Below are 25,053 nucleotides of genomic sequence, written 5' to 3'. Positions count from 1 at the left end.
ACTCGACCAGCAGGGTGCGGCCGCTGCGGAGGCACTGGACCAGCAGGGAGGGGGCCTGGCGCAGGAAACTCCGGGAGGATGGGGGGATGACTGCGACGCTGCTCGAACGGATGCCGACGCCCGACGCCGACGGGCGCGTCGACGACGACGCGGTGTACCTGGCGTTCACGGAGTGGGCCGAGGCGCGGGGGCTGCCGCTGTACCCGGCGCAGGACGAGTCGATGATCGAGATCTCGTCGGGGGCGAATCTGATCCTGTCGACGCCGACCGGCACCGGGAAGTCGCTGGTCGCGATCGGGGCGCACGCCGCCGCGCTGGCGAACGGCCGGCGCAGCTACTACACCGCGCCGATCAAGGCGCTCGTCTCGGAGAAGTTCTTCGCGCTGGTCGACGTCTTCGGCGCCGCGAACGTCGGCATGGTGACCGGCGACTCCTCGGTGAACCCGGACGCGCCGATCATCTGCTGCACCGCCGAGATCCTCGCCAACCTGGCACTCCGGCACGGCGCCGAGACCGACGTCGACCAGGTCGTGATGGACGAGTTCCACTTCTACGCCGACCCGTCCCGCGGCTGGGCCTGGCAGGTACCGCTGCTGACGCTGCCGCACGTGCAGTTCGTGCTGATGTCGGCGACGCTGGGCGATGTGACGGCGCTCGCAGCGGACCTCACCCGGCGCACGGGGCGCGAGACCGCGACGGTCACCGGCGTCGAGCGGCCGGTGCCGCTGCACTTCTTCTACGAGATCGCGCCGATCCACGACTCGATCGAGGAGCTGCTCTCGACGAACCAGGCGCCGGTCTACATCGTGCACTTCTCCCAGGCCGCCGCGCTCGAGCGCGCGCAGGCGCTGACCAGCGCGAACATCGCCACCCGCGAGCACCGCGACCGCATCGCCGAGGTGATCGGCGGCTTCCGCTTCACGACCGCGTTCGGCAAGACCCTCTCGCGCCTGCTCCGGCTCGGGATCGGCGTGCACCACGCGGGCATGCTGCCCAAGTACCGCCGCCTGGTCGAGCAGCTGGCCCAGCAGGGCATGCTGCGGGTGATCTGCGGGACGGACACCCTCGGCGTCGGCATCAACGTGCCGATCCGGACGGTCCTGCTCAGCGCGCTGACCAAGTACGACGGCGTGAAGAGCCGCCAGCTCTCGGCGCGCGAGTTCCACCAGATCGCCGGGCGGGCCGGCCGCGCGGGCTACGACACCGCGGGCACCGTGGTGGTGCAGGCGCCCGAGCACGAGTCGGAGAATCGTAAGGCGCTCGACAAGATGGGCGACGACCCGAAGAAGCGGCGCAAATGGGTCGGCAAGCGCGCGCCGCAGGGCTTCGTCAGCTGGGGCGAGCCGAGCTTCCGCAAGCTCGTCGACGCCGAGCCCGAGACGCTCACCTCGCACATGACGATCACCTCCGCGATGCTGCTCAACGTGATCGCGCGCGGCGGCGATGTCTTCGCGAACGTGCACGCGCTGATCTTCGACAACCACGAGCCGTGGAAGCGGCAGCTGCAGCTGGCCCGCCGGGCGCTGGGCATCTACCGCACGCTCCGCACCGCGGAGGTCGTCGAGCAGATCGTCGACGCCGATGGCGTGGTCCGCATCCGGCTGACCGTCGATCTGCAGCCGAACTTCGCGCTCAACCAGCCGCTCTCGCCGTTCGCGCTCGCCGTGTTCGACGTGCTCGACCCGGAGTCGCCGACCTTCGCGCTGGACGTGATCTCGGTGCTCGAGGCCACGCTCGACGACCCGCGGCAGATCCTCGGCGCCCAGCAGTTCCAGGCCAGGGGCGACGCGGTCGCCGCGATGAAGGCGGACGGCATCGAGTACGAGGAGCGGATGGAGCTGCTCGAGAGCGTCACGCACCCCAAGCCGCTCCAGGAGCTGCTCGAGGCGACCTTCGAGACCTACACCGCCGTGCAGCCGTGGGTGCGCGACTTCGAGCTCTCGCCCAAGTCGGTCGTGCGCGACATGTACGAGCGCGCGATGTCGTTCGGCGAGTACTGCGCGTTCTACAAGCTCTCCCGCTCGGAGGGCCTGGTGCTGCGCTACCTCTCCGACGCGTTCCGGGCCGCCCGGCAGACCATCCCGGACGAGATCAAGAACGAGGAGCTGCACGATCTGATCGAGTGGCTCGGCGAGCTGGTGCGCCAGGTCGACTCCTCGCTGGTCGACGAGTGGGAGGAGCTGGTCAACCCGGCCCTGCACGCCGCCGACCAGGCGATCGTGCCGCCCGCGCCGCGCCGACTGACAGCGAACCAGCGCGCCTTCCGGGTGCTGGTGCGCAACGAGCTGTTCCGGCGGGTCACGCTCGCGGCGCTGGACGACCACGAGGCGCTCGGCGAGCTGGACGCGGCGGCCGGCTTCGACGCCGACGCCTGGGGAGAGGCGCTCGACGACTACTACGACGAGCACGACTCGATCGGGATCGGGCCGGACGCCCGCGGTCCGAAGATGCTGCTCGTCACCGAGACGCCGACCGAGTGGCGGGTGCGGCAGATCCTGGACGATCCGGCCGGTGATCACGACTGGGGGATCTCCGCCACGGTCGATCTCGCGGAGTCGGACGAGGCGGGTGCGGCGGTCGTGCGGGTCACCGCGGTCGGGCGGCTCGACGGGGCGAGCTGACGGCGCGAATCGGCGGCCGACGCGTGATCGAACACCGCGAGCCACCACCGCGCACCGACGCCGCGCGCCGCACGTCGCGTTTTCCGCGACACATCGAGCCCGCATACTGGTTCGCGTGGCAACGGGATCAGGGGACGCGCTCGTCGCGCGCGAGCGGCTCGCCTGGATCGACACGACCCGCGGCCTCGGCGTCCTCGCGGTCGTCCTCTTCCACGTCCTGATCTGGAGCTTCGCCACCGTCGCGGATCCCGGATCCTCGATCGCCGCGCTCTGGGACCAGGTCGGCGGCTCGCTCGGGCGCATCCGGATGCCGATCCTCTTCGCGCTGGCGGGGCTCCTCGCGCAGTCCGGCCTGCTGCGCGGCTGGCGTCGCGGCTCCGCGCGGGTGCGGCTCGTCTCGAACTACTACCTCTACGCGGTGTGGGTCGTGCTCTACGCGGTGTTCTTCGCCCTGCTCGCGCGCCCGGACTTCCCGCACTCGATCGACTCGCTCGACCGCGTCCTGCTGCAGTTCGTCTTCCCGACGACCACGCTCTGGTTCCTCTTCGCGCTCGCGCTCTACCCGCTCGTGCTGGTGCTGCTGCGGGCGCTGCGGGTGCCGTGGTGGGGGATCCTGCTGCTCGGCACCGCCGCCTGGTTCCTGGCGACGAACCTGCGGGTGATCCTCTTCGGCGACGCGCTGCTGGCCAACTTCGTCTTCTTCGCGCTCGGCGTCCTCGGGGCGGAGCAGCTGCGCCGCTTCTCGCGGCCGGGCGTGCTGGTGCTGCTCGTGCCGCTCGGGGTGTTCCTGGTAGCGGTCGTGGGCGGGCGTGTCGTCGACGGGGCGGCCGGGCAGATCGCGGGCTTCGTGGTGAGCGCGAGCGCGATTCCGCTCGCCGTGGCCTGCGCGGCTCTGCTCTGCCGCTGGGCGCCGGCGGCGCGGGTCGGCTCGGCGATCGGGCGGCGGACGCTGCCGATCTACCTGCTGCAGGTGCCGCTGCTCGGGCTGTGGTCGCTCGTCGCGAACCCGGACGCCGCCTGGCTGACGGGGCTGCTCGAGAAGCCGGTCGCGGCGCTGCTCTACCCGCTGGTGCTCACGGCGGCGATCGTCGCGCTGTCGCTCGGGATCCGCCGGGTGCTGGCGCTGATCCCGGGGGATCCGCTCTTCACGGTGCCGGCGCCGCTCGTCGCGCTGACGCGACCGGCGCGGGCCGGGCGGCACGCGGGCTGAGCGCCGGAAGCCGCGCGCCCGAGCGCCCGGCCGGTCAGGCCCAGATCTGGGCTAGGTACTCGCTCGTCACCTGCGGGCTGCGCTCGTGCACGTCGTCGGCGCTCCACTCGAGGATCGACTCGTCGATGATCCACTCGCCCTCCTTCGGTGCCGCGCCGGTGGTCTCGTAGCCGGCGGTCGAGTTCGTCACCGACGCCCAGGTCGCCGCGCCCATCGGTCCGATGAAGGTGCTGTCGAGCGCCGAGCAGCCGAACTCGACGCCGGGGCCGTTGGAGGCGCCGAAGCTGCCGTCCTGATCGGCCTCGTCCGGCACCGGGAAGACCCGCTTCACGACGTCCGCTCCGACGACCAGGCAGTGCTGGTAGCGCACGTTCTCGGCCGAGCCGATCTGGAACGCGGTGTTCGTCGAGGCGAAGTCGATGCAGTCGATGCTCGTGATGTCGCCGTAGTAGTTGCCGCCCTGGCCGGAGAACTGCACGGTGTCGGTGTGCGCGCCGGAGCCCTTCTCCTTGTACGCCGGGGCGGTGTAGCAGCCGATCCGGAAGATGTGGCGGAGGCCGCCCGCGCCGTCGGTGGGGGTGCGCATGCTCGAGACGTCCTCGTCGCGGAGCTGGGCGTCCGGGACGACCACCTCGACGAGCTCGACGTTCTCGGTGAAGTCGGTGCCGTCGACGCCGTAGACGTTGTAGGCGTTGGTGGTGATCCGCGCGAAGGCCGAGCTGCTGCAGCCGGAGGCGAGGAAGGCGCCGTTGGTGACGATGCCGACCAGCGCGACGTTGTAGACGCGGAGCAGACGCCAGGAGTTGGCGGTGGTGACCGTGCCCCAGCCGTCGCGCGGGTAGACGAGGACGCGGGTGTCGCGATCGAGCGTGCCGATGTCCTGCATCATCGGGGACGAGCTCGATCCGGCGCCGCCGCCGGGCAGCTCGCCCGGTGCGACGAGGATGCGGACGGTGTCGGCGGGGCCCGCGGTGTCGAGCGCGGTGGTGATCGCCTCGCTGATCGCCGACCAGGAGCACTCCACCTCGACCTCGAGGTCGACGTCGCCGGTGAACCACGGGGTCCGCGAGGGCCAGTGGGTGCCGTTCGGGCCGAAGGAGGGCGTCGGAGTCGGGACGCCGGCCAGCAGGTCGAGCTCGGCGGCCGGGGTGCCCGGCTCGCCGGAGACCCCGGGCTGGTCGGGCTGCAGGGCGCGGTAGGCGGCGTAGCCGCCGCCGCCGAGGGCGACGAGGCCGAGGCCGGCACCGACCGCGCCGAGCACGACGGCTCGACGGGAGGGCCGCTTCGGCGGGAGCTCGTGGAACTGCGACGCGTCGAAGGGAGGCTGCGCGGAGGAGGGCGAGGAGGAGTCGGCCAAGGGTGTCCAAACCGTCAGTGGGCGGTGCCGGAGGCGGCACGCCTCGGGTCCGGCGCGCCACGCTGTGCCGTGAGCGCAGCCGTCGGGACGTCGGCGCGCTCGACACGCACCCTAGCAGCCGGGGTCGACGGGACTCCTGGGAGGGGGTGGCGGGTGCTGTCGGGGTGGGTCTCGATACGCCGCTACGCGGCTACTCGACCAGCATGCAAGCGGCGACGCGGCCGGCATTGAGGGAGTCATGGTGATCGAGTAGCCCGCGGAGCGGGCGTATCGAGATCCACCTGCGTCAGGACGGGAGTCTGCAGTCCCGCCCTGCTGAGGACGGTGGGTCTCGATACGTCGCTGCGCGGCTACTCGACCAGCATGGAGGCGGGCGACCGGGGGTCAGCGGCCGCGGGACTCGCGCTTGCGCATCTGGGCGGCGATGTCCGCCTCGGTGATCTCCTTCTTCGCCGGGCCCCAGAGGGCGGCGGCCTGGCTGACCACCCCGATGCCGATGCCGAGCATCGGCCAGATCGGCCAGAAGTAGCCGTCGGCGCCGGTCGCGAACCAGACGCCGGTGGTGATCGCGGAGACGCTCGCCCAGCCGCCGACCGAGCCGGCGAAGTCGCGGCGGCGCTTGAGGTCCTTGACGGCCTGCGCCCGCTCGATGTCCTCGGGGCGGGCGAGCTCGGCCTCCGCCGGCGTCTCGGCGCCGTTCTCGGCAGGCGGCTGCGCTGCGGAGCTCCGTTCGACCCCGGTCGCCGACGGCTGATCGCGCCGGGCCGACGGGTCCGGGGACCCCCAGACGTTGTCGCTCATGACACCCCTCCGCTCGTTCCGCCCAGCCTACGCAGGCGGGCGGTCGAGGGCACGGCCCGCCTCAGGGGAGCTCGGGCTGGCAGTGCGGGCACCACCAGGTGCGCCGCTGCTCCGGGTCGTCGCGGACCTCGGCGCGGACGAGGACCGTGGTGCCGCAGCGCAGGCACGGCCGGCCGGCGCGGCCCGCGACCCAGTGCCGCTCGCCGCGGCGGGTGTCGCCGGTGGTGGTCTGGAACATCCCGGGCACCGTGACGGACGCGCGCAGGCCCCGGGCGGCGGTGGCGACCAGGGCGCGGACGTCGACGGTGCCGACGGGCCGCCAGGGGAAGAGCCCGCGGAGGAAGCAGACCTCGTTCGCCCAGAGGTTGCCGAGGCCGGCCATCAGGCGCTGATCGAGCAGGGCGGCGATGACCGGCCGCTCCGGTGTGCGGGAGAGGCGGGCGACGGCCTCCTCCGCGCTCCAGTCGGCGCGGAGCGGATCCGGCCCGAGGTGGGCGACCGCGCGCGCCTCGTCGCGGGTCGGCAGCAGCTCGACGACGGGGAGGTCGACGCCCCAGAGGGTCACCCCGTCGTCGAGCCGGAGCCGGACGCGGACGTCCTTCTGCACGGCCCGCGGGACGGAGCGGCCGGGCGAGGTGACCGTCCACGAGCCCTGCATCCGGAGGTGGGTGTGCAGGGTCAGGTCACCGGAGAAGCGGGTGAGCAGGTGCTTGCCGTGCGTGTCGTGCTCGAGGATCCGCAGGCCCTCGAGCGAGCTGCCGGCCGCGTCGCCCGAGCGCAGCTCGCCGTCCGTGACGGTGCGGCCGTCCGCTGACCGCCTCAGACGGGCGGCGAGACGGTGGACGCTGTCTCCCTCGGGCATGCTCCGCACTCTAGGAGCCGGACCCGGACGACGTCAGGGGTGGCGCGACGAGGGCGGGCCCGCTTCTCAGCGGGCCCGCCCCGGCGGTCGGTCGTGCCTCGGCTAGCGGGCTAGCGCTCTAGCGGGCGCTGTACGCCTGCTGGTACGTCCGCTCCGTGCCGTCCTTCGCGGTGACCTCGATCGTCGCGGTACCGGCCTTGATCGGGCGGAGCACCGTGAGGTAGGAGGTCGTGAACGACTGGCCCGGCTTCACCGAGCTCTTCGTCCGAGTGCCGTAGGGCGTCGAGATCTCGATCGCGACCGCCTCCGGGCCGTTGTTGACAGCCGTGACCGTCAGCGTGCGGAGCACGGCGAGGCGCGTGGTCTTCGCGCTGGTCGCGACGTCGATCACGGTCGCCGGCGCGGTTTCGGGCAGGTCCAGGCCGACGACGACCGGGTCGTGGTCGCTCGAGCGGTAGGCCGAGGTGTCGTAGAAGATCGTCGCGTTGTAGTCGTAGCGGCTGTACTCCAGCGCCACCGACTCTCCGCTGTTGATGTTCCAGGTGTCGACACCGGTCACGGTCGCGTCGGCCGCCGGGGAGGCGAAGACGTGGTCGAGCGAGCCGACCGCGCCGTCGAAGGAGTAGGAGTACTTCCCGTCCTTCGCGCCCTGGTCGATGTAGCCCGCGTCGCGCAGGACCTGGATCGGGTCCTCCTGCGAGTAGGCGTTGAAGTCGCCGAGCAGGTAGACGAGGTCCGTCGCCTTCTCGGTCTTCAGGCGGTCGGCGAACGCGACGAGCGCGGTGGCCTGGTTGACGCGGGAGGCGTTCGAGGCGCCCTGGCCGTCGCCCTGGTCCGCGTCGACTCCGGAGCCGGAGCCCTTCGACTTGAAGTGGTTCACGATCGCGACGAACTCGCTGGCGCTGTCGCCGATCAGGCGGAACTCCTGGGCGAGGGGCTTGCGGGCGTTGGAGAAGGCGACGCCGTCGTTCAGGACGACGGACTCGCCGACCGGCTCGATGACGGCCTTCTTGTAGATGAACGCCGTGCGGATGACGTCCTCGTCCGCGAGCGCGGGGAGGGCGGCGGGCGAGGGCACGTACGCCCACAGCTCCGAGCCGGCGGCGGTGTTGAGCGCGGCGGTCAGCGTGGCGAGGGCCTCGTCGCGCGGCTTGCCGAACTTGGCCGAGTTCTCGATCTCCTCGAGGGAGACGACGCCGGCGCCGAGGCTGTTGATCGCGGTGACGATCTTGGCCTGCTGGCGCTCGAGGTCGTCCGCGTTCGCGGCGCCGCGGGCGTCGCAGCCGCTGTTGACCGTGACGGGGTCGCCGTCGCGGTCGGTGTAGAAGGTGCAGCCGGTGATCGAGTCACCCGTGGTGGAGAAGTAGTTGAGCACGTTGAAGGACGCGATCGAGAGGTCGCCGCCGACGGCCTCGGGGGCCGCCTCGCGGGTGTTCGCGAAGGTCGCGGGCTGGACGGTCGCGGCGTTCTCGACCGTCAGCTGCGTCGTCGGCTGGAAGGACCAGCCGCCGTTGCGGTAGTCGAGGACGACCGGGGTCGTGAAGGTCGCCGGGGCGCCCACGCGGATCGGCTCGGTCGGGGTGAGGTAGGGCAGCGGGATCGCCTTGTTCGCGGCGGCGCCGAGGAAGTTGATCGAGGCGCCGTCGTCGAGGACGATCGCGCGGGCGGCGTTGTCGGCGACGACCGCGGCCAGCTCGGGCGTTCCGGGGCGGGCGACCTCGGTCGGGGTCAGCAGCGGCGAGTCGCCGGCGGCGAGGCCGACGGAGCCGAAGCTGTTGAGGTCGAAGGTGTCGGTCACGGTGAACGCGCCCTGCGGGGCGATCAGCATGCTCTCGAGCGTCTCGCGCTCCTCCGTGGAGCGCGGCAGGCCGACGGCGGCCGGGATCGGCGCGACGGCCGGGGTGCCGAGCTTCTCGACGGTCGCGGCCGAGGTCGGGGTGAGCTCGGTGAGGCCGTTGAACTCGCTGACGGCGCCGGTGATGCGCACGTTGTCGCCGATCGCGACCGCGCCGACCGAGGCGGAGGAGTAGACGAAGACGGCGTCGGAGGCGGTGCGGCCGGTGGTCTGCGCGCCGGTGCCGGCGGTCTGGATCACGTAGCCGCTGTAGCCGCCGGAGGGGTAGCGCGCGGTGACGACGCCGGTGGTGGTGACGGTCTGCCCGACGAGCGGAGACGCGGCTCCGGTGCCCTGGATCTCGGCGATCGAGACGGTTGGCGCGGTGGTGGGCGGCGTCGTCGGCGGAGTGGTCGGCGGGGCGGTCGGGGTCGCGGTGGGGGTCGGCGTCCCGGTCGGCGCGGGCGTCGGCTCCGGGGTGGCGCCGCCGCCGGCGGACTCGGGGGTCATCGCGCCGACGGTGAAGTCGGCGGCGTTGGAGTCGGTGTCGCCGGTCGCGGTGTCGGCGCGGGCGATCGACTCGGTCAGCGTCGGCGCGGTGGCGGCCGCCGACTCGAAGGTGTTGGAGGTGCCGTAGCCGAGCAGGTCGAGGACCGCGTCGGGCTGCTCGGCGGTGCCGGTCGGCGGGGCGACGAGGGTCGCGGTGCCCTCGACCAGGAAGAGCGTGCCGCCCGCGGCCGCGATGTTGAGGCCGTTCGCGGTCTGGTCGGCGGCGGGGAGCGGCGCGCCGTTGCTGCCGTTGCTCGCACCGGCGATCAGGAAGTGGCCCTCGGCGGGGACGGTGCCGGTGAGCGCGACGGTCGTCGTCGGGTTCGCCGTGCCGGTGGCCGAGCGGTACTGCAGCGAGAGGCCCGAGAGCGCGACGTCGGCGCCGGTCGGGTTGTAGAGCTCGACGAAGCGGTTGCTGTAGGTCGCGCCGGCCGAGCCGCCGCGGGCGAAGATCTCGCTGATGACCAGCTCGTCTCCGCTCGGAGCCGCGGTGGCGGGGGTCGCGACCAGCGGCGTGGCGACCAGGGCGAGACCGGCGAGGGCCGCGAGGGCGAGGCGCCTCCTCGGTGTGCGGGCGCGAGGCCTGTCCGCGAGGGGTGCGGGGGAGTCGGGCATGGTGGTCCTCTCGATCGCCGCTCCGGAGAGCGGTGGTGCGTCACCGCACGGCGACGGCGACCCTTCGCCCCTGAAAGGGGCACAGTGAGCCACGCTATGCAGTGCGGGTGCCCGGCCTGTGAACCGGACGTTTCATGAACGTAAACTCACCCACCGACATCGGGGCCGCGGTCCCGTCTTCGCGGCCTCCGTCCGGGAACGCGCGCCATGATCGGGGGATGATCTCCTTAGAACTGGCCAGGGCGCTGCGCACCGCTGGGCTGCGCTGGGCACCGGTCACCGGCGACCGCTTCCGCATCGAGCGCGAGGGGTTCGACGGCGACGTCTTCACCGTGAGCGACATGACCATCGAGGCGCACGAGTACGAGACCGGCACGGTCCTCGGCTTCAACGGCACGACCGAGTGGGCGCTCGACTCCGTGGCGCTCGACGACTCGCTCTGGCTGCCGCGCGAGGACCAGCTGCGCGAGCTGCTCCGCGGCACGTTCCGCTCGCTGCGCCGCGTCGCGGACGGCGGGCCGGTGCGCTTCGCCGTGACCGTCGAGCTCGCCGGCGAGCAGCGCGACTTCGAGGACGAGATCGCCGAGAACGCCTATGCGGAGGCGCTGCTCGCGCTGGTCAGCTCGGTCGCGGTCGACCTCGACGACGTGGACGAGCTCGCCTGAGCCGATCCTCCGGGCCGGAGGGGGTCAGGACGCCGCCTTCTCCTCCTCCGCTTCGGCCGTTGAGGCCGCCTTCTTCGCCGCGGGCTTCTTCTTCGGAGTGATCTTCTCCGGAGCGGCCTTCTCGTCGTCGCTCTTCGCGGCGCTCTTCTTCGCCGGCGGCTTCTTGGCGGCGGTCTTCTTCGGCGCCGAGTCCTCGTCGGCGGAGGAGTCCTCGTCCGCCTTCTTCCTCGTCGCCCGCTTCTTCGCCGGCGCCTTCTCCTCGGGGTCCGCCTTCGCCCCCGCCTTCGCCCCGCGGCTGCGCTCGACCGAGCGCTTCAGCGCCTCCATCAGGTCGAGCACCTCGCCGCCGCCCTCCTCCTCGGGCTTCTCACCGAAGGTGGCGGAGGTGTCGAGGGCGTCGCCCTGCTCGATCTTCGCGTCGATGAGGGTGCGCAGCTCGGCCTGGTAGGAGTCCTGGAACTTCGACGCGTCGAAGTCCTCCGAGTAGGAGTCGACCAGGTGCGAGGACATCTCCAGCTCGCGGGCGGCGATCCGGGTGGTGCCCTCGAGCGACGGGAACTCGACCTCGCGCACCTCGTCCGCCCAGAGCAGCGTCTGCAGCATCAGCAGCTTGCCGCGCACCCGCAGCGCCGCGAGCCGGGTCTTCTGCCGGAGCGCGAACTCGACGATGGCGGTGCGGTCCGTCTCCTCGAGGGTGCGGCGCAGCAGCACGTAGGCCTTGGGGGAGGAGGAGTCCGGCTCGAGGATGTAGGCGCGGTCGAACATGATCGGGTCGACCTGCTCGCTCGGCACGAACTGCACGACGTCGATCTCGCGGTCGCGCTCCTCCGGCAGCGCCTTCAGCTCGTCCTTGGTCAGCACGACCGTGCGCTCGCCGTCGTCGTACGCCTTGTCGATGTGATCGAAGGTCACGACCTCGCCGCAGATCTCGCACTTGCGGGCGTAGCGGATCCGGCCGCCGTCCTTGTCGTGCACCTGGTGCAGGGGGACGTCGTGGTCCTCGGTGGCGCTGTAGATCTTCACCGGCACGTTGACCAGGCCGAAGGTGATCGCGCCCTTCCAGATGGCTCGCATGGCCCCAGTGAACACCGTGCGCCGCCGCGGCGGGAAGCCCCGCCCCTCCCGCGAGATGCCACTTGTGCACGCGACACGCCGAGGAATCGCGTCACAAGTGGCATCTCGCGGCCGGGGACAGAGGGGGGCACTCGACGTCCTTTCGGGCGGCGGGTGTCGAATGGACGGCGATGACTGACGAGAACCGGCCCGCCGACAGGCTCCGCGCCGCCCTGACCGCCCCCGACGCGTCGTCCCGGCTGCAGGCGGCGATGACCGCCGGCACCCGGCCCGCCGGCGAGTACGCCCCGGTGCTCGTGGCCCGCTGCGCCGTCGAGCCCGACTTCGGCGTGCGCGAGATGCTCACCTGGGCGCTCACCCGGCACGATCCGGCGGTCACCGTCGACCTGCTGCTGCCCGAGCTCGAGTCCGAGACGCCGCAGGCCCGCAGCCAGGCGCTGCACACGCTGTCGAAGGTGGGCGATCCGCGCGCGTTCCGGGCGATCACGCCCGCGCTGCTGCACGACGAGCACCCCGCGGTCGCGCACGCGGCCTGGCGCACCGCCGCCCGGCTCGCCCCGGACTCCGAGCGGCCCGCGCTGGCCCGGCAGCTCGCGGAGCACCTCGGCGAGCGCGACCGCCCGGACCAGCGCGCCCTCACCCGCGCGCTGCTGATGCTCGGCGACGCCGCGGGCCCCGTCCTCGAGGCCGCCGCGCGCTCGGAGGAGGACCCCCGCCGCTTCCACGCCCTCGCGACCCTCCGCCTCCTCGCCGACCCGGACGAGGACGTCGAGGAGGCCTTCGCCCGCGCCCGCCGTTCCTGACGCGGGCCCGACCGCCCGGAAGCGGACGCAGGGAACGCGTGAGGCGTCCCGTTCCCGTCGAGGCGTCCAGCAGCAGCGGGACTCCTCGACAGGGACGGGACGCCTCGGGCGTCCGGGTCGGCTCAGCCGATCGGGGTCGGGTTCACGGGGTCCGGCGGAACGGGCAGCGAGCCGTTGATGCGGTTCTGCGCCTGGCACTGGCTCGTGCAGTTGGTCGCTCCCTGCGAGAGCTCGACGGCGTCCTCGCCGAGCACCCCGCCGAGGCGGCCACCCGGGGCGACGGTCCACTTCGTGACCGTGCCGCTCTGGAAGGTCTTCGTGGCGACCTGCGGGCTGTCCTTGCCGAGCAGCATCGAGTGGTAGCCCGTCGCGCTCTGGGCCGGGGTCACTGCGTCGACTCCACTGCCGAAGTTGATCTTGCCGGTGAAGCTGTTGACGAAGTAGAACAGCCCGGGGCCGAGGGTGTGCACGAGCTCGACGTTCCCGGCGAACTCGGGCTCCATCTGGAAGATGCCGCCCTGCGCGCCGTCCTTCGCCTGCACCTTGAGCTTGCCGGCCGCGGTCCGGAGGATCACCACCAGGGTGTCGTCCTTCACCTCCAGCGAGTCGAGCCGCGCGCCCGCGAGCTGCGCCGCGGTGAGCGTCGGCACCTTGGACGCGAAGACCACCGTCGGCGAGGTGACCATCCGCTGCGTGTCGGGGGCGCCGGTGAGCGTGTAGTCGTAGACGCCCAGCGTCGACACGCGGAGGTCGAAGCGGTTGTTGACGCCGCGCACGGCGATGGTCCCGGCGACGGCGACGTCCTTGAGCTTCACGTCCTTGCCGGCGGCCGGGTCGTAGGTGGTGCCGTTCACGGTGACGGAGTAGTCGCCTCCGACGGACGAGGTCTTGGCCTGCGCGGGCGAGGCCGCGAGGCCGGTGAGGAGCAGCGCGATCGCGGCGATCGCCGCAGTGCGGGCGGTTCTGCTGAGGGGGGACATCGTGGCCTTCCTGTCGACCGGCGCCGGGCCGGTGCGGGTAGGAGGCAACCCTCGCCCGCGCCGCGCCGCGCGGCAATCGGACCTTGGTACTAGTACCCGGGCAGGTGGTCGCGCACCCACAGCGCGGCGCTCGTGCGATCGCGCACGCCGATGCGCGTGAAGGCGTGCCCGACGTGCACCTTGACCGTCCGCTCCGCGATCCCGAGCTCTCGCGCGATCTCCTTGTTCGCTCGGCCGGAGGCGATCAGCCGCAGCACCTGCTCCTCGCGAGTGCTGAGCGCGGGCAGGGCGGCGCCGGCACCGCCCGGCAGCAGAGCCCGGGCCGCCCGAGGATCCAGCGGGGCGTGCCCCGCCGCCGCCGAGCGGACCGCGTCGAGCACCACGGCGGGGTCGGCGTCCTTGAGCTGGTACCCCTGGGCACCCGCCCGCAGCGCGGCGAGGACGCGGCCCCGGTCGTCGAACGAGGTCAGGACCACGACGCGGATCGCCGGGTGCAGGGCGAGCATCCGCGCGGTCGCCTCGATGCCGTCCATGCCCGGCATCGACAGGTCCATCAGGACGACGTCGGGCGCGGACTCCGCCGCCGATCCGAGCGCCTCCTCGCCGCTGCCCGCCTGCCCGACGAGCAGCAGGTCCGGCGCGCTCGAGATCAGCGCGGCGAGGCCCGCGCGGACGAGCGGATGATCCGTCGACGATCAGGACGCGGATCACGGCGCCGGCTCCAGTCGCCAGTGCGTCCCCCGGCCTGGAGCCGTCAGGAGGCGCAGCTCGGCGCCGCGCTCGCGGGCGAGGTCGCGCAGAATGCTCAGCCCGAGGTGTCCCGCCTCCGGGTGCGCGAGCGCCGTCGCCGCGTCGAAGCCGCACCCGTCGTCGACGACGTCGAGCGCGAGCGAGCGGCCCGTGCGATCGCCTGCGCGCCGCAGCCGGACGAGGACGCTCCGCGCGCCGGAGTGCTTGACCGCGTTCGTCAGCGCCTCGTGCGCGACCCGGTAGAGGAGCCGCTCGTCGTCCGCGGTCAGGCCGGTGCGCGGCGGCGCCTCGACCACCACGTCCAGTCCGCGCGCGCGGGTCGTGACGGCGAGATCCTCCAGAGCGGCGGCGAGCCCCGCGTCGGCGAGGCTCGGCGGGTAGATGTCGACGAGCAGCGACCGCAGACCGCCGAGGCCGGTGCGGACGGTCGCGGCGACCTCGCGGAGATCCGCGGCGAGGGCGGGATCGCCGTCCGCCTCGGCCCGCTCCGCCCGCCCGTGCACGGCGAAGGAGGCGGCGACGAGGTCCTGCACGGCACCGTCGTGGACGGTCGCCGCGATCCGCCGGCGCTCGTCCGCCGAGGCGTCCAGGGCGCGCTGCAGCAGTGCCTCGCGACTCCGCCGCGACCGCCCGATCAGCGCGAGCAGGCGCGCGAGCACCGGCAGCAGCACGAGCACCAGCAGCACCGTGCTCGCGATCGAGATGACGGCGAAGCTGCGCCAGAGCTCGCCGCTGCGCTCGACGACCTCGTCGTAGCGGAAGTAGCTCTCGAACAGGAGCGGAGTCCCCGACGGCGTCCGCACGGTCCGGTAGGCCTCGAGGAGGCGTCCGCTGTCGCGCTCGTACACGTTCTCCGGGGCCTGCAGGTCGGAGACCTCGGCGTGCACAGCGACGTCGGCGAAGGCCTCCAGATCGTCCTCGTCCAGGGTGAAGGTCCGCCCCTCCAGGCGCCGGTCGTCGGAGTAGAGGATGCGACCCGAGCGGTCCCAGAGCTTCACGCGCACCAGGGAGTCGTCGAGCACGTGCGCCCGGACCTCGCGGTCGACGAGCTCCAGCGCCGCCGGGTCGCCGGTGAGCACGGCGTCCGCGAGAGCCGGCTCGACGATCACCTCCGCGAGGAGATCGGCGGTGTCGGAGGCGTCGGCGACGGCCTCGGACTCCGCGAGCGTCCGCGCAGCCTGGACGTCGAGGGCGCTGATGCCGAGGATCAGGAGCAGGGCGACGGCGATCACGCCGGCGAACACGCGCCGCGGCCGGACGGCGGGCTCGCCGGTCCGCTCGCCCGCGGCCACGACGACGATCCAGGAAGGCTCCATCGCTCGCGAGGCTATCAACGACATCCGTCGTTCAGTGCGAGCGGTCCGGGTCGGCGGCGGCCCGCCGCGAACGAGCGAGGCGTCCCGCCCCCGTCGAGGCGTCCTGCCGGAGCGGGACGCGTCGACCGGAGCGGGACGCCTCGGGTGGTGCGGTGGCTACGCGCCGATGAGCACGCCGCGGTCGGCGAGGTACTCGCGGATCAGGCGCTCAGCGCTCGCCCGGTCGGTGACGCCGTAGCGGTCGATGATCTGCTGCACGTAGGGACGCGCGATCGCCTCGGTGATGCCGAGCTCGGCCGCGATCTCGCGCGGCGAGAGGCCGGCGGCGATCAGCCCGAGGACCTGCTCCCTGGTGGGGAGCACGAACGGCGGGGTGGTGGGCTCCGGCTCCGGCGTGGTCGGGTCCTTCTCGGCGTCGATCGCGGAGGTGTCCTCGGCGAACGAGGCGGTCACGAAGGCGATCGCCTTCGAGGTGATGCCGAGCGCCTCCTGGTTGATGTTCGCCAGGTCGTCGCCGGCCGAGTGGTAGTTCGGGTCGTGCGCGATGCCGACGGTGCCGCCGAAGAGCGCGGCCTCCTCCTCGGTCTTGATGTCGTCCGCTCCCGTGAACAGGCCCGAGGCCGGGATGCCGGCGGAGATGAAGCCGTCGTAGTCGCTCCGGCCGTCGAACGCGGTGTCGATCCAGGGCTGGTCGATCGAGTCGAAGTAGTCCGTGAACGCCTTCTCGGTGGCGATGGAGCCCGCGGGCACCTCGACCGGGGCCTCGAAGGTGGACTCGTTCGCGTCGTAGACCGAGACGACGTAGTTCGGCGAGGCGACCATGTCGAAGTTCAGGTAGGTCGCGATGTCGCCGGCCTCCTCCTCCGAGAGCGAGTCGACGTAGGTGTACGAGCCGACGAGCCCGACCTCCTCGGCGCCCCACCAGGCGAAGCGCACGGCGTTGGTGGTCTCGCCCGCGTCCGCGAGCTGGACGGCGGTCTCGAGGAGCGTGGCCGATCCCGAGCCGTTGTCGTTGATGCCGGGACCCTCGGGCACGCCGTCGAGGTGCGCGCCGAGCATGACCACGTTGTCGTGGTCGCCGCCGGGCGTCTCGGTGATGATGTTGAAGGTGTCGGTGTCGGTGGTCGTCTGCTCGAGGACCAGCGTCGCCGTGCTGGGCAGCGCGGCGATCAGCGACTGGCCCTCCTCGAGCGTCACGCCGACCGACGGGATGTAGCTGTCGTCGGGCGCGCCGAGCGTGCCGTTGAGCGCCTCGCCGGGAGCGTTGTTGTAGATGATCACGGCCGAGGCCCCGGCGGCACCGGCGGCGGCCGACTTCTCCGAGAAGCTGCAGGTGCCGCGGCTGACCAGGGCGACCTTGCCGGTCGCGTCGAGTCCGGCCCAGGCGTCGGCGTCGCAGCCCAGCGGGTCGACCGGCTGGATCAGCTCGCCCGTGACGCCGCCCTCGGGGGTGGAGGGGGTGAACGACATCGGGATGCCCTCGACCGCGGGGGTCGTGGTCAGCGAGAACTCGTCGATCGTCTGGGTGGTGGTGGTGAAGTCCTGGCGCTCGGTGGTGTAGCCGGCGGCCTTCAGCACGGCCTCGACGTACTGGCCGCTCTGCTCGTAGCCCTCGGTGCCGATCGCGCGGTTGCCGTCGTTGGCGTCCGCGATCGCCTGGAAGGCCTCGAGGTGGTTCATGATGCCGTCGACGGTCACCGCATCGGCGAAGTCGACGGGCTCGACGGCGTTCGCCGCGGGAGCGAAGGCGAAGCCGGCGACCAGCGCACCGGCGCCGATCATCGCGGCCGAGCCGAGGAGTGGACGTCGACGTCGTGCGCCGGAGGTGTCTTCAGTGGTGGTAGCCACAGGTGGTCCCTTTCGTCGAGGGCAGCGGCCGTCGGACCGACGGCCTCCGTCGCCCTCGCTGTGCTGAGAAGCGGCGGTGCCCTCTGCGAGCGTATTCACAGGTCGCGCGAGAACGACACCCCTTCGCGGCACTTGTCACCCGGTGGAAACACGGGCGGCCGGCCGCGGCCGGAGCGCGTCTCAGGCCGTCGCGTCGCTCTCGGCCCACTCGCGGAGCATCGCGATCGTCTCCGCGGGCCGGTCGCGGTGCGGGCTGTGACCGGCTCCGGCGACCACCGCGTAGCGAACGCGCGGGTTCGCGCGGAGGACCTGGGCGGCGAGGGACGGCGGGAAGAACGTGCACACCTGCGGGTCGCCCGCGAGCACGAGCGCGGGCGTGCGCAGGGCCGGGACGTCGGCGAGCAGGTCCCAGGGGTCGTTGTCGTCGACGGTCGCGGCGACGGCGGCCGGGTCGGCGGCGTGCGCAGCGCGGAGCTTCTCGGCGCGGTCGCGCTCGTCCCAGTGCGGCTCGGCGGCGGCGAGCTCGTCCGCGGTGACGGCGAGGGCGGCGAGCTCGCCGGTGCGCACCTCCGCCCGCGACTCGGTCGCCAGCTGCAGCACCGGGTCGAGCAGCACCAGCCGGGCGGCCCATCCGGCGTCGCGCGCCGCGGCCCGCACCGCCACGGACCCGCCGAGGGAGTGGCCGACCACGAGGTCCCAGGTGCCGGACGGAGCGCGCAGGGCGAGCACGTCGTCGGCGTAGTCGTCGTGCCGGGACGACCCGCCGCGGGCGCCCGCACCGTGCCCGCGCAGATCCGGTGCCGTCACGCTCCAGCCGGCACCGGTCAGCGCCTCGGCGACCCGCCACCAGGTGCCGGACGCGCCGCCGAGTCCGTGCAGGAGGAGGGCGGTTCTCGTCTCCGGGGCTCGCGTCGTCATGCCGCCAGGCTAGGGCGCGTCAGTCGAGGCTCGGGTCGCGGCCGGTGCGCTCGCCGGACGCCAGTGCACCGATTCCTGCCAGATCCTCCGCGTCGAGGGCGAACCCGAACACGTCGAGGTTCTCCCGGATCCGCGCGGGCGTCACCGACTTCGGGATCACGACTACTCCGAGCTGCACGTGCCAGCGGAGCACGACCTGCGCGGGCGAGACGCCGTGCTTCGCGGCGATCGACGCGAGCACGGGCTCGTCGAGCAGGCGGCCGCGGGCCAGCGGCGACCAGGCCTGGGTCACGATGCCGTGCGCGGCGTCGAAGGCGCGCAGCTCGTCCTGGGGGAGCCGCGGGTGCAGCTCGACCTGGTTGATCGCGGGCACGACCTCGGTCTCGCCGAGCAGCCGCTCGAGGTGCTCGATCGCGAAGTTCGAGACGCCGATCGAGCGGGCGCGGCCCTCCTGGCGGATCCGCTCCAGCGCGCGGTAGGTGCCGACGTAGCGGTCGCGCGAGGGGATCGGCCAGTGCACGAGGTAGAGGTCGACGTAGTCGGTGCCGAGCAACTCGAGGCTGCGGTCGAAGGCCTCGAGCGTCTCGTCGAAGCCGTGGTCGTCGTTCCAGACCTTGGTGGTGACGAAGACCTGCTCGCGGGGGAGGCCGCTGGCGCGGATCCCCTCGCCGACGCCGCGCTCGTTGCCGTAGAGGGTCGCCGTGTCGATGTGCCGGTAGCCGGCCTCGAGCGCCGTGGCGACCGTGCGGGCCGCCTCGACGTCGCCGATCTTGTAGACGCCGAGCCCGATCTGCGGGATCGCCCGTCCGTCGTTCAGGGGAACCAGGGGAACGCTCATCCCCCCATTCTTCCCCCTCCGCGAGATGCCACTTGTGCGCACGACACGCCGCGAGAACCGGTCACAAGTGGCATCTCGCGGGAGGGGTCAGAGGTGCCAGTGCAGCTCGCCGTGCGGGCCGACGCGGACGGTGTCCTCGATCAGGGCGGCGAGGCCGGCGACGCCGAAGAGGAGGCGGCGGTCGTCGCGCGCGGCCTGGCTGGTGTGCACGAAGCGGCGGACGGCGAAGTAGTCGTCGTGTCCGGGCTGCAGTCCGTCGACGAGGCCCTGCTCCCCGAGGGCGCGCAGTCCGCGGCCCGGTCGGCGGGCGGGCCCGAGACCGAGCCAGAGCGTGCCGGTCTCGAGCAGGACGACGGTGCTCGGCACGATCGCGCCGGCCCGCAGGCGCCGCGCCGTGATCTGCCAGCCGAAGCCGAGGTGGTGCACCCGGATCGGATGCGGTCCGCGCCAGGCGTGCGAGGGGTCCTCCGCGCGGTAGTAGACGGGGCTGGGGCGGAACGAGCCCTGCCAGAGCGCCGCGGCCAGCTCGCCGGCCCACTCGGGCGTCTCGGGGTCGGCCCAGGGGTCGAGGACGTGCGCCTCCTCCGCCTCGCGCTGATGCTGGCGGACGAGTTCCTCCGCGTCGTCGCGCAGTGCCATCGGCAGCCCCTCCGTCCCGTGCGAGCCCCACCCTAAGGGGGACAGGCTGGGAGCCTCAAGGGAGCCGAGTCGGAGCGGAGTGGGAGACGCCTCCGCGCGAGGGCGTCGGAGGACGCCGACTCAGGTCGGCAGCTCCACCGGCTCGGTGTCCGGCAGCGGGCTGGCGTCGCGGCCGCGGAGGTCCGGGTGGAAGCGGCGGCCGAGCGCCGGGACGACGAAGCCGACGAAGGCGAACACCGCGGCGACCACGATCGCGGCCGTCGGGCCGGATCGGTCGATCTGCACGCCCGCGATCGCCGAGCCGAGCGCCGCGCCGATCAGCTGCCCGGTGCCGACCCAGCCGTAGGCCTCCGCCGTGTCCGAGAACTTCACGCTCGCGGCCGTGATCGTGAAGAGCGCGGCCAGGGCCGGCGCGATGCCGACGCCGGCCAGGAACAGCGTGATCGAGAGCCACCAGAAATCGGTCGAGAACGCCGCGAGGCCCATGCCGACGGTGACGATCAGCATCCGCCGCGCGGTCGCCCAGCGGCTGATCGGGATGTGGCCGAGGGTGAGGCCGCCGACGAGCGAGCCCGCGGCGAAGACCGCCAGGACGACGCCCGACTCCACGCCGCCCTCGCCGAAGACCGCCACGACGCCGGCCTCGACCGCGGCGCAGGCGCCGACCAGCAGGAAGCCGACGACGGTCGCGAGCAGCACCGGCGGCTTGGTCAGCACGACGCCGAGCTTCCGACGCGAGCGCGGGATGCGCACCCGGCCGACCTCGGGTGAGGCGATGAACCAGATGCCGCCGCCGACGAGGAAGAACGCGGCGGTGAGGATGCCCGCGACGGTCGAGATCTGGATCGAGACGAACGTCGTCAGCACCGGGCCGAGCACCCAGATGATCTCCTGCGCCGAGGCGTCGAGGGAGAACAGCGGGGTCAGCTGCGAGCTGGGCACCATCTTCGGGTAGATCGTCCGGACCGCCGGCTGCACGGGCGGCATGCTGAGGCCCGCGACGAAGCCGATGACGACGAACTGCCAGATCTCCAGCGGCAGCACCGCCATCGCGATGATCGCGGCCGCGCAGACGATGAGGGTGGCGGTGAGCACCCGCCGCATCCCGAGCCGGCCCATCAGGCGGCTGGTCAGCGGGCCGGCGATCGCCTGGCCGATCGACATCGAGCCGAGCACCAGGCCGGCCGCGGCGTAGGAGTCGTGCACGCGCTCCACGTGCAGCAGGAACGCGAGCGAGAGCATCCCGAACGGGAAGCGCGCGGTGAGCTGGGCCGCGATGATGCGACCCACGCCGGGGGTTCTCAGGAGTTCGGTGTAGCTGCCCACCGGACGACACTAGCGGCCCGCGGCGGCCCGCCGGCGTCGTCCGCCGAACCGGCCGCCGGCGGCCCCGGTCAGCCCGCGAGGACCTTCCGGATCCGCTGCAGCGAGACGCTCTCGACGGTGCCCAGGCTCTGCGCGAAGAAGCTGATCCGCAGCTCCTCGATCAGCCAGCGCGCGCGCACGAGACGCTCCGGCGCGTGCGGCGGCAACGGGATCGTGCCGCCCGCGGAGCGGTAGAGCTCCTGCGCCGCCTGCACCTCGTTCAGCCAGACCCGGTCGCGGCCGACGTTCTCGCCGATCTTGCCGAAGCGCTCGGTGATGCCGGCGAGGTAGCGCGGCAGGTGCCGCAGCCGCTCGAGTCCGGTCGCGGAGACGAAGCCCGGGTGCACGAGCCCGGTCAGCTGCTCGCGGGCGTCGGTCAGCGCGGGGAGCAGCGCCATGCTCGTGGAGGCCTTGAGCGCCTTCTCGACCCCGCGCGCCGTGGTGAGGATCGTGGTGACGGTCTTCACGGTCTCGAACATCGAGTCCATCACGCTGCCCGAGACCCGGTCGCGCACCGCGTCGAACTCGGCGCGGAGGAAGAGCATGCCGTCCGGCTTCATCCGCCAGAGCACCGCGTCGACGCAGGCGAGCAGGCAGTCGCCGAACAGCGCCGTCGTGTTCTGGTACGGGCTCTGCGCGAGCACGAGCTTCTCGTTCGCGGTCAGGTACTGCTGCACGTAGGCGACGGGGCTGGGCGTCGCGAGCAGCAGCAGCCGGCGGACGCCGCGCGGGTGCTCGCGCGCCTGGTCCTCCGCGGTCGCGAGCAGGCGGATCGAGACGGAGTCGCCGTCGTCGATCAGTGCCGGGTAGGCGCGGATCGTGTTGCCGCCCTGGCGGGTGTCGGTGACGCGGGGCAGCTCCGCCATGTCCCACGTCTTGATCCCCCGGCGCTCGAGGGCGTCCGGCACGCGCGCCTCGACGACCCGGGCGACCTCGTCGCGGACCCGGCCGCGCAGGCGCTCGGCCAGAGGCGCGAGCTCCTTGCCGGCGGCGACGGTGCGGCCGCGCTCGTCGGCGATCGCGAAGGTGACCCGGAGGTGCGCGGGGATGCGCTCGAGGTCGAAGTCGGAGGCGTCGATCACGACGCCGGCCTCACGGCGGATCGCCCCGGCGAGGGTCGCGGCGAACGACTCCGTCGGCGGGTTCGGCACGTCCTGCGGGAGCGCGGCGGTGAGCTTGCGCGCCCAGTCGTTCGCCGGGACGACGTTCCGGCGCAGGTGCTTGGGCAGCGCCTTGATCATCGCGGTGACGAGCTCGGCGCGGAGCCCCGGCACCAGCCAGTCGAAGCCGAGCGGCGTGACGCGCGGCAGCAGCGCGAGCGGCACGTGCACGGTGACGCCGTCCTCCTCCGTGCCCGGCTCGAACCGGTAGGAGAGCCGGAAGCGCTGGTCGGCCTGGCGCCACTGGGTCGGGAACGCGGTCTCGTCGATCTGCTCCGCGTCCTCGGGGAGGAGGGTCTCCTGCGTCATCGTCAGCAGGTCGGGCTCGTCGTGCTGGGCGGTGCGCCACCAGGAGTCGAAGGAGCGGACCGACGTGATGTCGCGCGGGACCCGGCGGTCGTAGAAGTCGAAGACCGCCTCGTCGTCGACGAGCAGGTCGCGGCGGCGGGTGCGCTCCTCGAGCCGCTCGAGCTCGGCGCGCAGGGCCCGGTTCTTCCGGTCGAAGGCGTGCCGCGCGTCCCACTCGCCCTCGACGAGGGCGTGGCGGATGAACAGCTCGCGGGCGTAGCCGGCGTCGATCCGGGAGAACTGCACCCGGCGCCGGGCGATGATCGGCACGCCGTAGAGCGTGACCTTCTCGTAGGCGACGGCCGCGCCCTGCGCCTTCTCCCAGTGCGGCTCGCTGAACTGCCGCTTCACCAGGTCGCCGGCGATCGCCTCGGCCCAGGCCGGATCGATCGCGGCGTTGGAGCGGGCGAAGAGCTTGCTGGTCTCGACCAGCTCGGCGCTCATCAGGGCGTCGGGCTGCTTCTTCGCCAGTGCGCTGCCGGGGAAGATCGAGAACTTCGCGTTGCGGGCGCCGACGTACTGGACGCTCTGGCGCTCGCGGTTCTTCGCCGCGCGCTGCGCCTGCTGCGAGGTGGTGTCCTTGATGCCCAGGTGCGAGAGCAGACCGGCGAGCAGGCTCCGGTGGATCCCGTCGGGGTCGACCTTCGGCTCGCCGAGCTCGAGCTTGAGCGGCCGGGCCAGCTGGCGCAGCTGGCGGAAGACGTCCTGCCACTCGCGCACGCGGAGGTAGTTGAGGTACTCGCCCTTGCAGAGCCGGCGGAAGGCGCTGGAGGAGAGCTCGGCCTGCTTCTCCTCGACGTAGTTCCAGAGGTTGAGCAGGGTGAGGAAGTCGCTGGTGGGGTCGACGAAGCGGGCGTGCTGCTGGTCGGCCTGCGCGCGGCGCTCAAGCGGGCGCTCCCGGACGTCCTGGATCGTCAGCCCGGCGACGATCGCCATCACCTCGCGGCTGACGTCGTGCTTGCGCGACTCGATCACCATCCGCCCGAACCGCGGGTCGATCGGCAGCCGCGCGAGATCCCGCCCGATCCTGGTGAGCTGAGGCGCCTTGTCGGCCCCCCGCGAGATGCCACTTGTGACGGGTTTCTTCGGCGTGTCGCCCTCATAAGTGGCATCTCGCGGAGGGGAGTCGGCGTCGCCGCGGAGGGCGCCGAGCTCGGTGAGGAGGTCGAGGCCGTCCTTGATGCCGCGGGAGTCGGGCGGGGTGAGGAACGGGAAGCCGGCGATGTCGCCGAGGCCGAGCGAGATCATCTGCAGGATGACGGCGGCGAGGCCGGTGCGCAGGATCTCCGGATCGGTGAACTCGGGGCGGCGCTCGAAGTCCTCCTCCGAGTAGAGCCGGATCGCGATGCCCGCACTGGTGCGGCCGGAGCGGCCGGAGCGCTGGTTCGCCGACGCCTGCGAGATCGCCTCGATCGGCAGGCGCTGCACCTTCGAGCGGGCGCTGTAGCGCGAGATGCGGGCGGTGCCGCCGTCGATGACGTAGCGGATGCCGGGCACGGTGAGGCTGGTCTCGGCGACGTTGGTCGCCAGGACCACGCGCCGGCGGACGCCCGGGGTGCGTCCGCGCTCGAAGACGCGGTGCTGGTCGGCGGCCGACAGCCGGCCGTAGAGGGGGAGGACCTCGGTGCCGGGGAGGTTCCGGCCGCGGATCGCGTCCTCGGCGTCGCGGATCTCGTTCTCGCCGGAGAGGAACACGAGGACGTCGCCCTGGTCCTCGCGGGCCAGCTCGGCCAGCGCGTCGGCGATGCCGGTCATCAGGTCGCGGCTGCCGCTCGTGGCGTCGGGGACGTCGGTGTCGTCCTCCTCCTCGGGCTCCTCGGCGACGAGCGGGCGGTAGCGGATCTCGACGGGGTAGGTGCGGCCGGAGACCTCGATGATCGGGGCGGGCTCTCCGGCGGCGTCCCGGAAGTGCTCGGCGAAGCTCTGCGGGTCGATCGTCGCGGAGGTGATGATCAGCTTGAGATCCGGGCGGCGGGGCAGCAGCCGGTGTAGGTAGCCGAGCAGGAAGTCGATGTTGAGGCTGCGCTCGTGCGCCTCGTCGATGATGATCGTGTCGTACCGGCTCAGCATCCGGTCGTGGTTCATCTCGTTGAGCAGGATGCCGTCGGTCATCAGCTTGATCCGCGTCGACGCGCTCGCCTTGTCGGTGAAGCGGACCTGGTAGCCGACGATCCCGCCGACCTCGTCGTCCAGCTCCTCGGCGATGCGCTCGGCGATGGTGCGGGCGGCGATGCGGCGGGGCTGGGTGTGCGCGATGCTCTCGCGGCCGAGCTCGAGGCAGATCTTGGGCAGCTGCGTCGTCTTGCCGGAGCCGGTGGCGCCGGCGACGATGACGACCTGGTGGTCGCGGATGGCGGCGGCGATGTCGTCCCTGCGCGCCGAGACGGGGAGTTCGGGAGGATACCGGATGCTGAGGACGTCTGACATGAGCCCTCCATCCTACGGCGCCGTGACATGATGCCCAGGTCTCCCGGCGGAATCCCGCGGGCGGCCCCCCGCG

The 25,053-nt window shown here is 72.6% G+C and carries 18 protein-coding genes; 4 read left to right on the top strand and 14 right to left on the bottom strand.

The window, feature by feature from the left end:
• Positions 1-86 precede the first annotated feature (86 nt).
• Together EDF36_RS14805 and EDF36_RS14800 are read left to right on the top strand one after the other, a co-directional pair.
• Positions 87-2,621 carry an RNA helicase gene (locus tag EDF36_RS14805; RefSeq protein ID WP_123705178.1) on the top strand — a complete coding sequence of 845 codons (2,535 nt, stop codon included), beginning with the start codon at positions 87-89 and terminating at the stop codon, positions 2,619-2,621.
• Positions 2,622-2,736: 115 nt separating this feature from the next.
• Positions 2,737-3,831 (top strand): acyltransferase, encoded by a 1,095-nt coding sequence (locus EDF36_RS14800; protein WP_185020294.1) that lies wholly within the window; start codon positions 2,737-2,739, stop codon positions 3,829-3,831.
• A 34-nt stretch (positions 3,832-3,865) separates the two neighbouring features.
• Here EDF36_RS14800 and EDF36_RS14795 read toward each other — a convergent pair whose 3' ends face one another.
• The 4 genes from EDF36_RS14795 to EDF36_RS14780 all read right to left on the bottom strand — a co-directional run bounded on the left by EDF36_RS14795 (position 3,866) and on the right by EDF36_RS14780 (position 9,849).
• The gene (locus tag EDF36_RS14795; RefSeq protein WP_123733594.1) at positions 3,866-5,188 is read right to left on the bottom strand and encodes a hypothetical protein; all 1,323 of its coding nucleotides are present in this window, start codon (positions 5,186-5,188) and stop codon (positions 3,866-3,868) included.
• A 384-nt stretch (positions 5,189-5,572) separates the two neighbouring features.
• Positions 5,573-5,989, bottom strand: coding sequence for a 2TM domain-containing protein (locus EDF36_RS14790; protein ID WP_123733593.1), 417 nt, complete (start codon positions 5,987-5,989; stop codon positions 5,573-5,575).
• Between the two features lie 61 nt (positions 5,990-6,050).
• Positions 6,051-6,851, bottom strand: coding sequence for an Fpg/Nei family DNA glycosylase (locus EDF36_RS14785; protein ID WP_123733592.1), 801 nt, complete (start codon positions 6,849-6,851; stop codon positions 6,051-6,053).
• Between the two features lie 118 nt (positions 6,852-6,969).
• Positions 6,970-9,849 carry an ExeM/NucH family extracellular endonuclease gene (locus tag EDF36_RS14780; RefSeq protein ID WP_185020495.1) on the bottom strand — a complete coding sequence of 960 codons (2,880 nt, stop codon included), beginning with the start codon at positions 9,847-9,849 and terminating at the stop codon, positions 6,970-6,972.
• Between the two features lie 218 nt (positions 9,850-10,067).
• On the opposite strand from EDF36_RS14780, the gene EDF36_RS14775 reads away from it, so the two are divergent.
• Positions 10,068-10,514: a hypothetical protein gene (locus EDF36_RS14775; RefSeq protein ID WP_123733591.1), complete on the top strand. Its 447-nt coding sequence runs from the start codon at positions 10,068-10,070 to the stop codon at positions 10,512-10,514.
• 24 nt (positions 10,515-10,538) lie between these two features.
• On the opposite strand, the gene EDF36_RS14770 is transcribed toward EDF36_RS14775, so the two are convergent.
• Entirely contained in the window at positions 10,539-11,588 is a 1,050-nt protein-coding gene (locus EDF36_RS14770) for a Ku protein (RefSeq protein WP_123733590.1), read from the bottom strand.
• 170 nt (positions 11,589-11,758) lie between these two features.
• On the opposite strand from EDF36_RS14770, the gene EDF36_RS14765 reads away from it, so the two are divergent.
• Complete coding sequence (locus tag EDF36_RS14765) at positions 11,759-12,391, top strand: HEAT repeat domain-containing protein (RefSeq protein ID WP_123733589.1); 633 nt, start codon at positions 11,759-11,761, stop codon at positions 12,389-12,391.
• 122 nt (positions 12,392-12,513) lie between these two features.
• Here the strand turns inward: EDF36_RS14765 and EDF36_RS14760 are convergent, their stop codons facing one another.
• From EDF36_RS14760 to hrpA, 9 genes are all read right to left on the bottom strand, one after another.
• Positions 12,514-13,371 (bottom strand): hypothetical protein, encoded by an 858-nt coding sequence (locus EDF36_RS14760; protein ID WP_123705169.1) that lies wholly within the window; start codon positions 13,369-13,371, stop codon positions 12,514-12,516.
• Positions 13,372-13,460: 89 nt separating this feature from the next.
• Positions 13,461-14,000, bottom strand: coding sequence for a response regulator transcription factor (locus EDF36_RS14755; protein WP_311316380.1), 540 nt, complete (start codon positions 13,998-14,000; stop codon positions 13,461-13,463).
• A 78-nt stretch (positions 14,001-14,078) separates the two neighbouring features.
• Positions 14,079-15,437, bottom strand: a complete 1,359-nt coding sequence (locus EDF36_RS14750; RefSeq protein ID WP_123733588.1) for an ATP-binding protein — start codon at positions 15,435-15,437, stop codon at positions 14,079-14,081.
• A 156-nt stretch (positions 15,438-15,593) separates the two neighbouring features.
• Positions 15,594-17,285 carry a M28 family peptidase gene (locus EDF36_RS14745; protein WP_260300736.1) on the bottom strand — a complete coding sequence of 564 codons (1,692 nt, stop codon included), beginning with the start codon at positions 17,283-17,285 and terminating at the stop codon, positions 15,594-15,596.
• Between the two features lie 180 nt (positions 17,286-17,465).
• Positions 17,466-18,203 carry an alpha/beta fold hydrolase gene (locus EDF36_RS14740; RefSeq protein ID WP_123733586.1) on the bottom strand — a complete coding sequence of 246 codons (738 nt, stop codon included), beginning with the start codon at positions 18,201-18,203 and terminating at the stop codon, positions 17,466-17,468.
• A 19-nt stretch (positions 18,204-18,222) separates the two neighbouring features.
• Complete coding sequence (locus EDF36_RS14735) at positions 18,223-19,041, bottom strand: aldo/keto reductase (RefSeq protein ID WP_123733585.1); 819 nt, start codon at positions 19,039-19,041, stop codon at positions 18,223-18,225.
• Between the two features lie 87 nt (positions 19,042-19,128).
• Positions 19,129-19,680 (bottom strand): hypothetical protein, encoded by a 552-nt coding sequence (locus EDF36_RS14730; protein WP_123447651.1) that lies wholly within the window; start codon positions 19,678-19,680, stop codon positions 19,129-19,131.
• A gap of 120 nt (positions 19,681-19,800) precedes the next feature.
• Positions 19,801-21,006 (bottom strand): MFS transporter, encoded by a 1,206-nt coding sequence (locus EDF36_RS14725; protein WP_123733584.1) that lies wholly within the window; start codon positions 21,004-21,006, stop codon positions 19,801-19,803.
• Positions 21,007-21,074: 68 nt separating this feature from the next.
• Complete coding sequence (gene hrpA, locus EDF36_RS14720; RefSeq protein WP_123733583.1) at positions 21,075-24,980, bottom strand: ATP-dependent RNA helicase HrpA; 3,906 nt, start codon at positions 24,978-24,980, stop codon at positions 21,075-21,077.
• Positions 24,981-25,053 lie beyond the last annotated feature (73 nt).

The sequence above is a fragment of the Rathayibacter sp. PhB152 genome (genome assembly GCF_003751395.1).
In the GTDB taxonomy this organism is placed as follows: domain Bacteria; phylum Actinomycetota; class Actinomycetes; order Actinomycetales; family Microbacteriaceae; genus Rathayibacter; species Rathayibacter festucae.
This window is presented reverse-complemented; position numbering and strand designations above follow the sequence as displayed.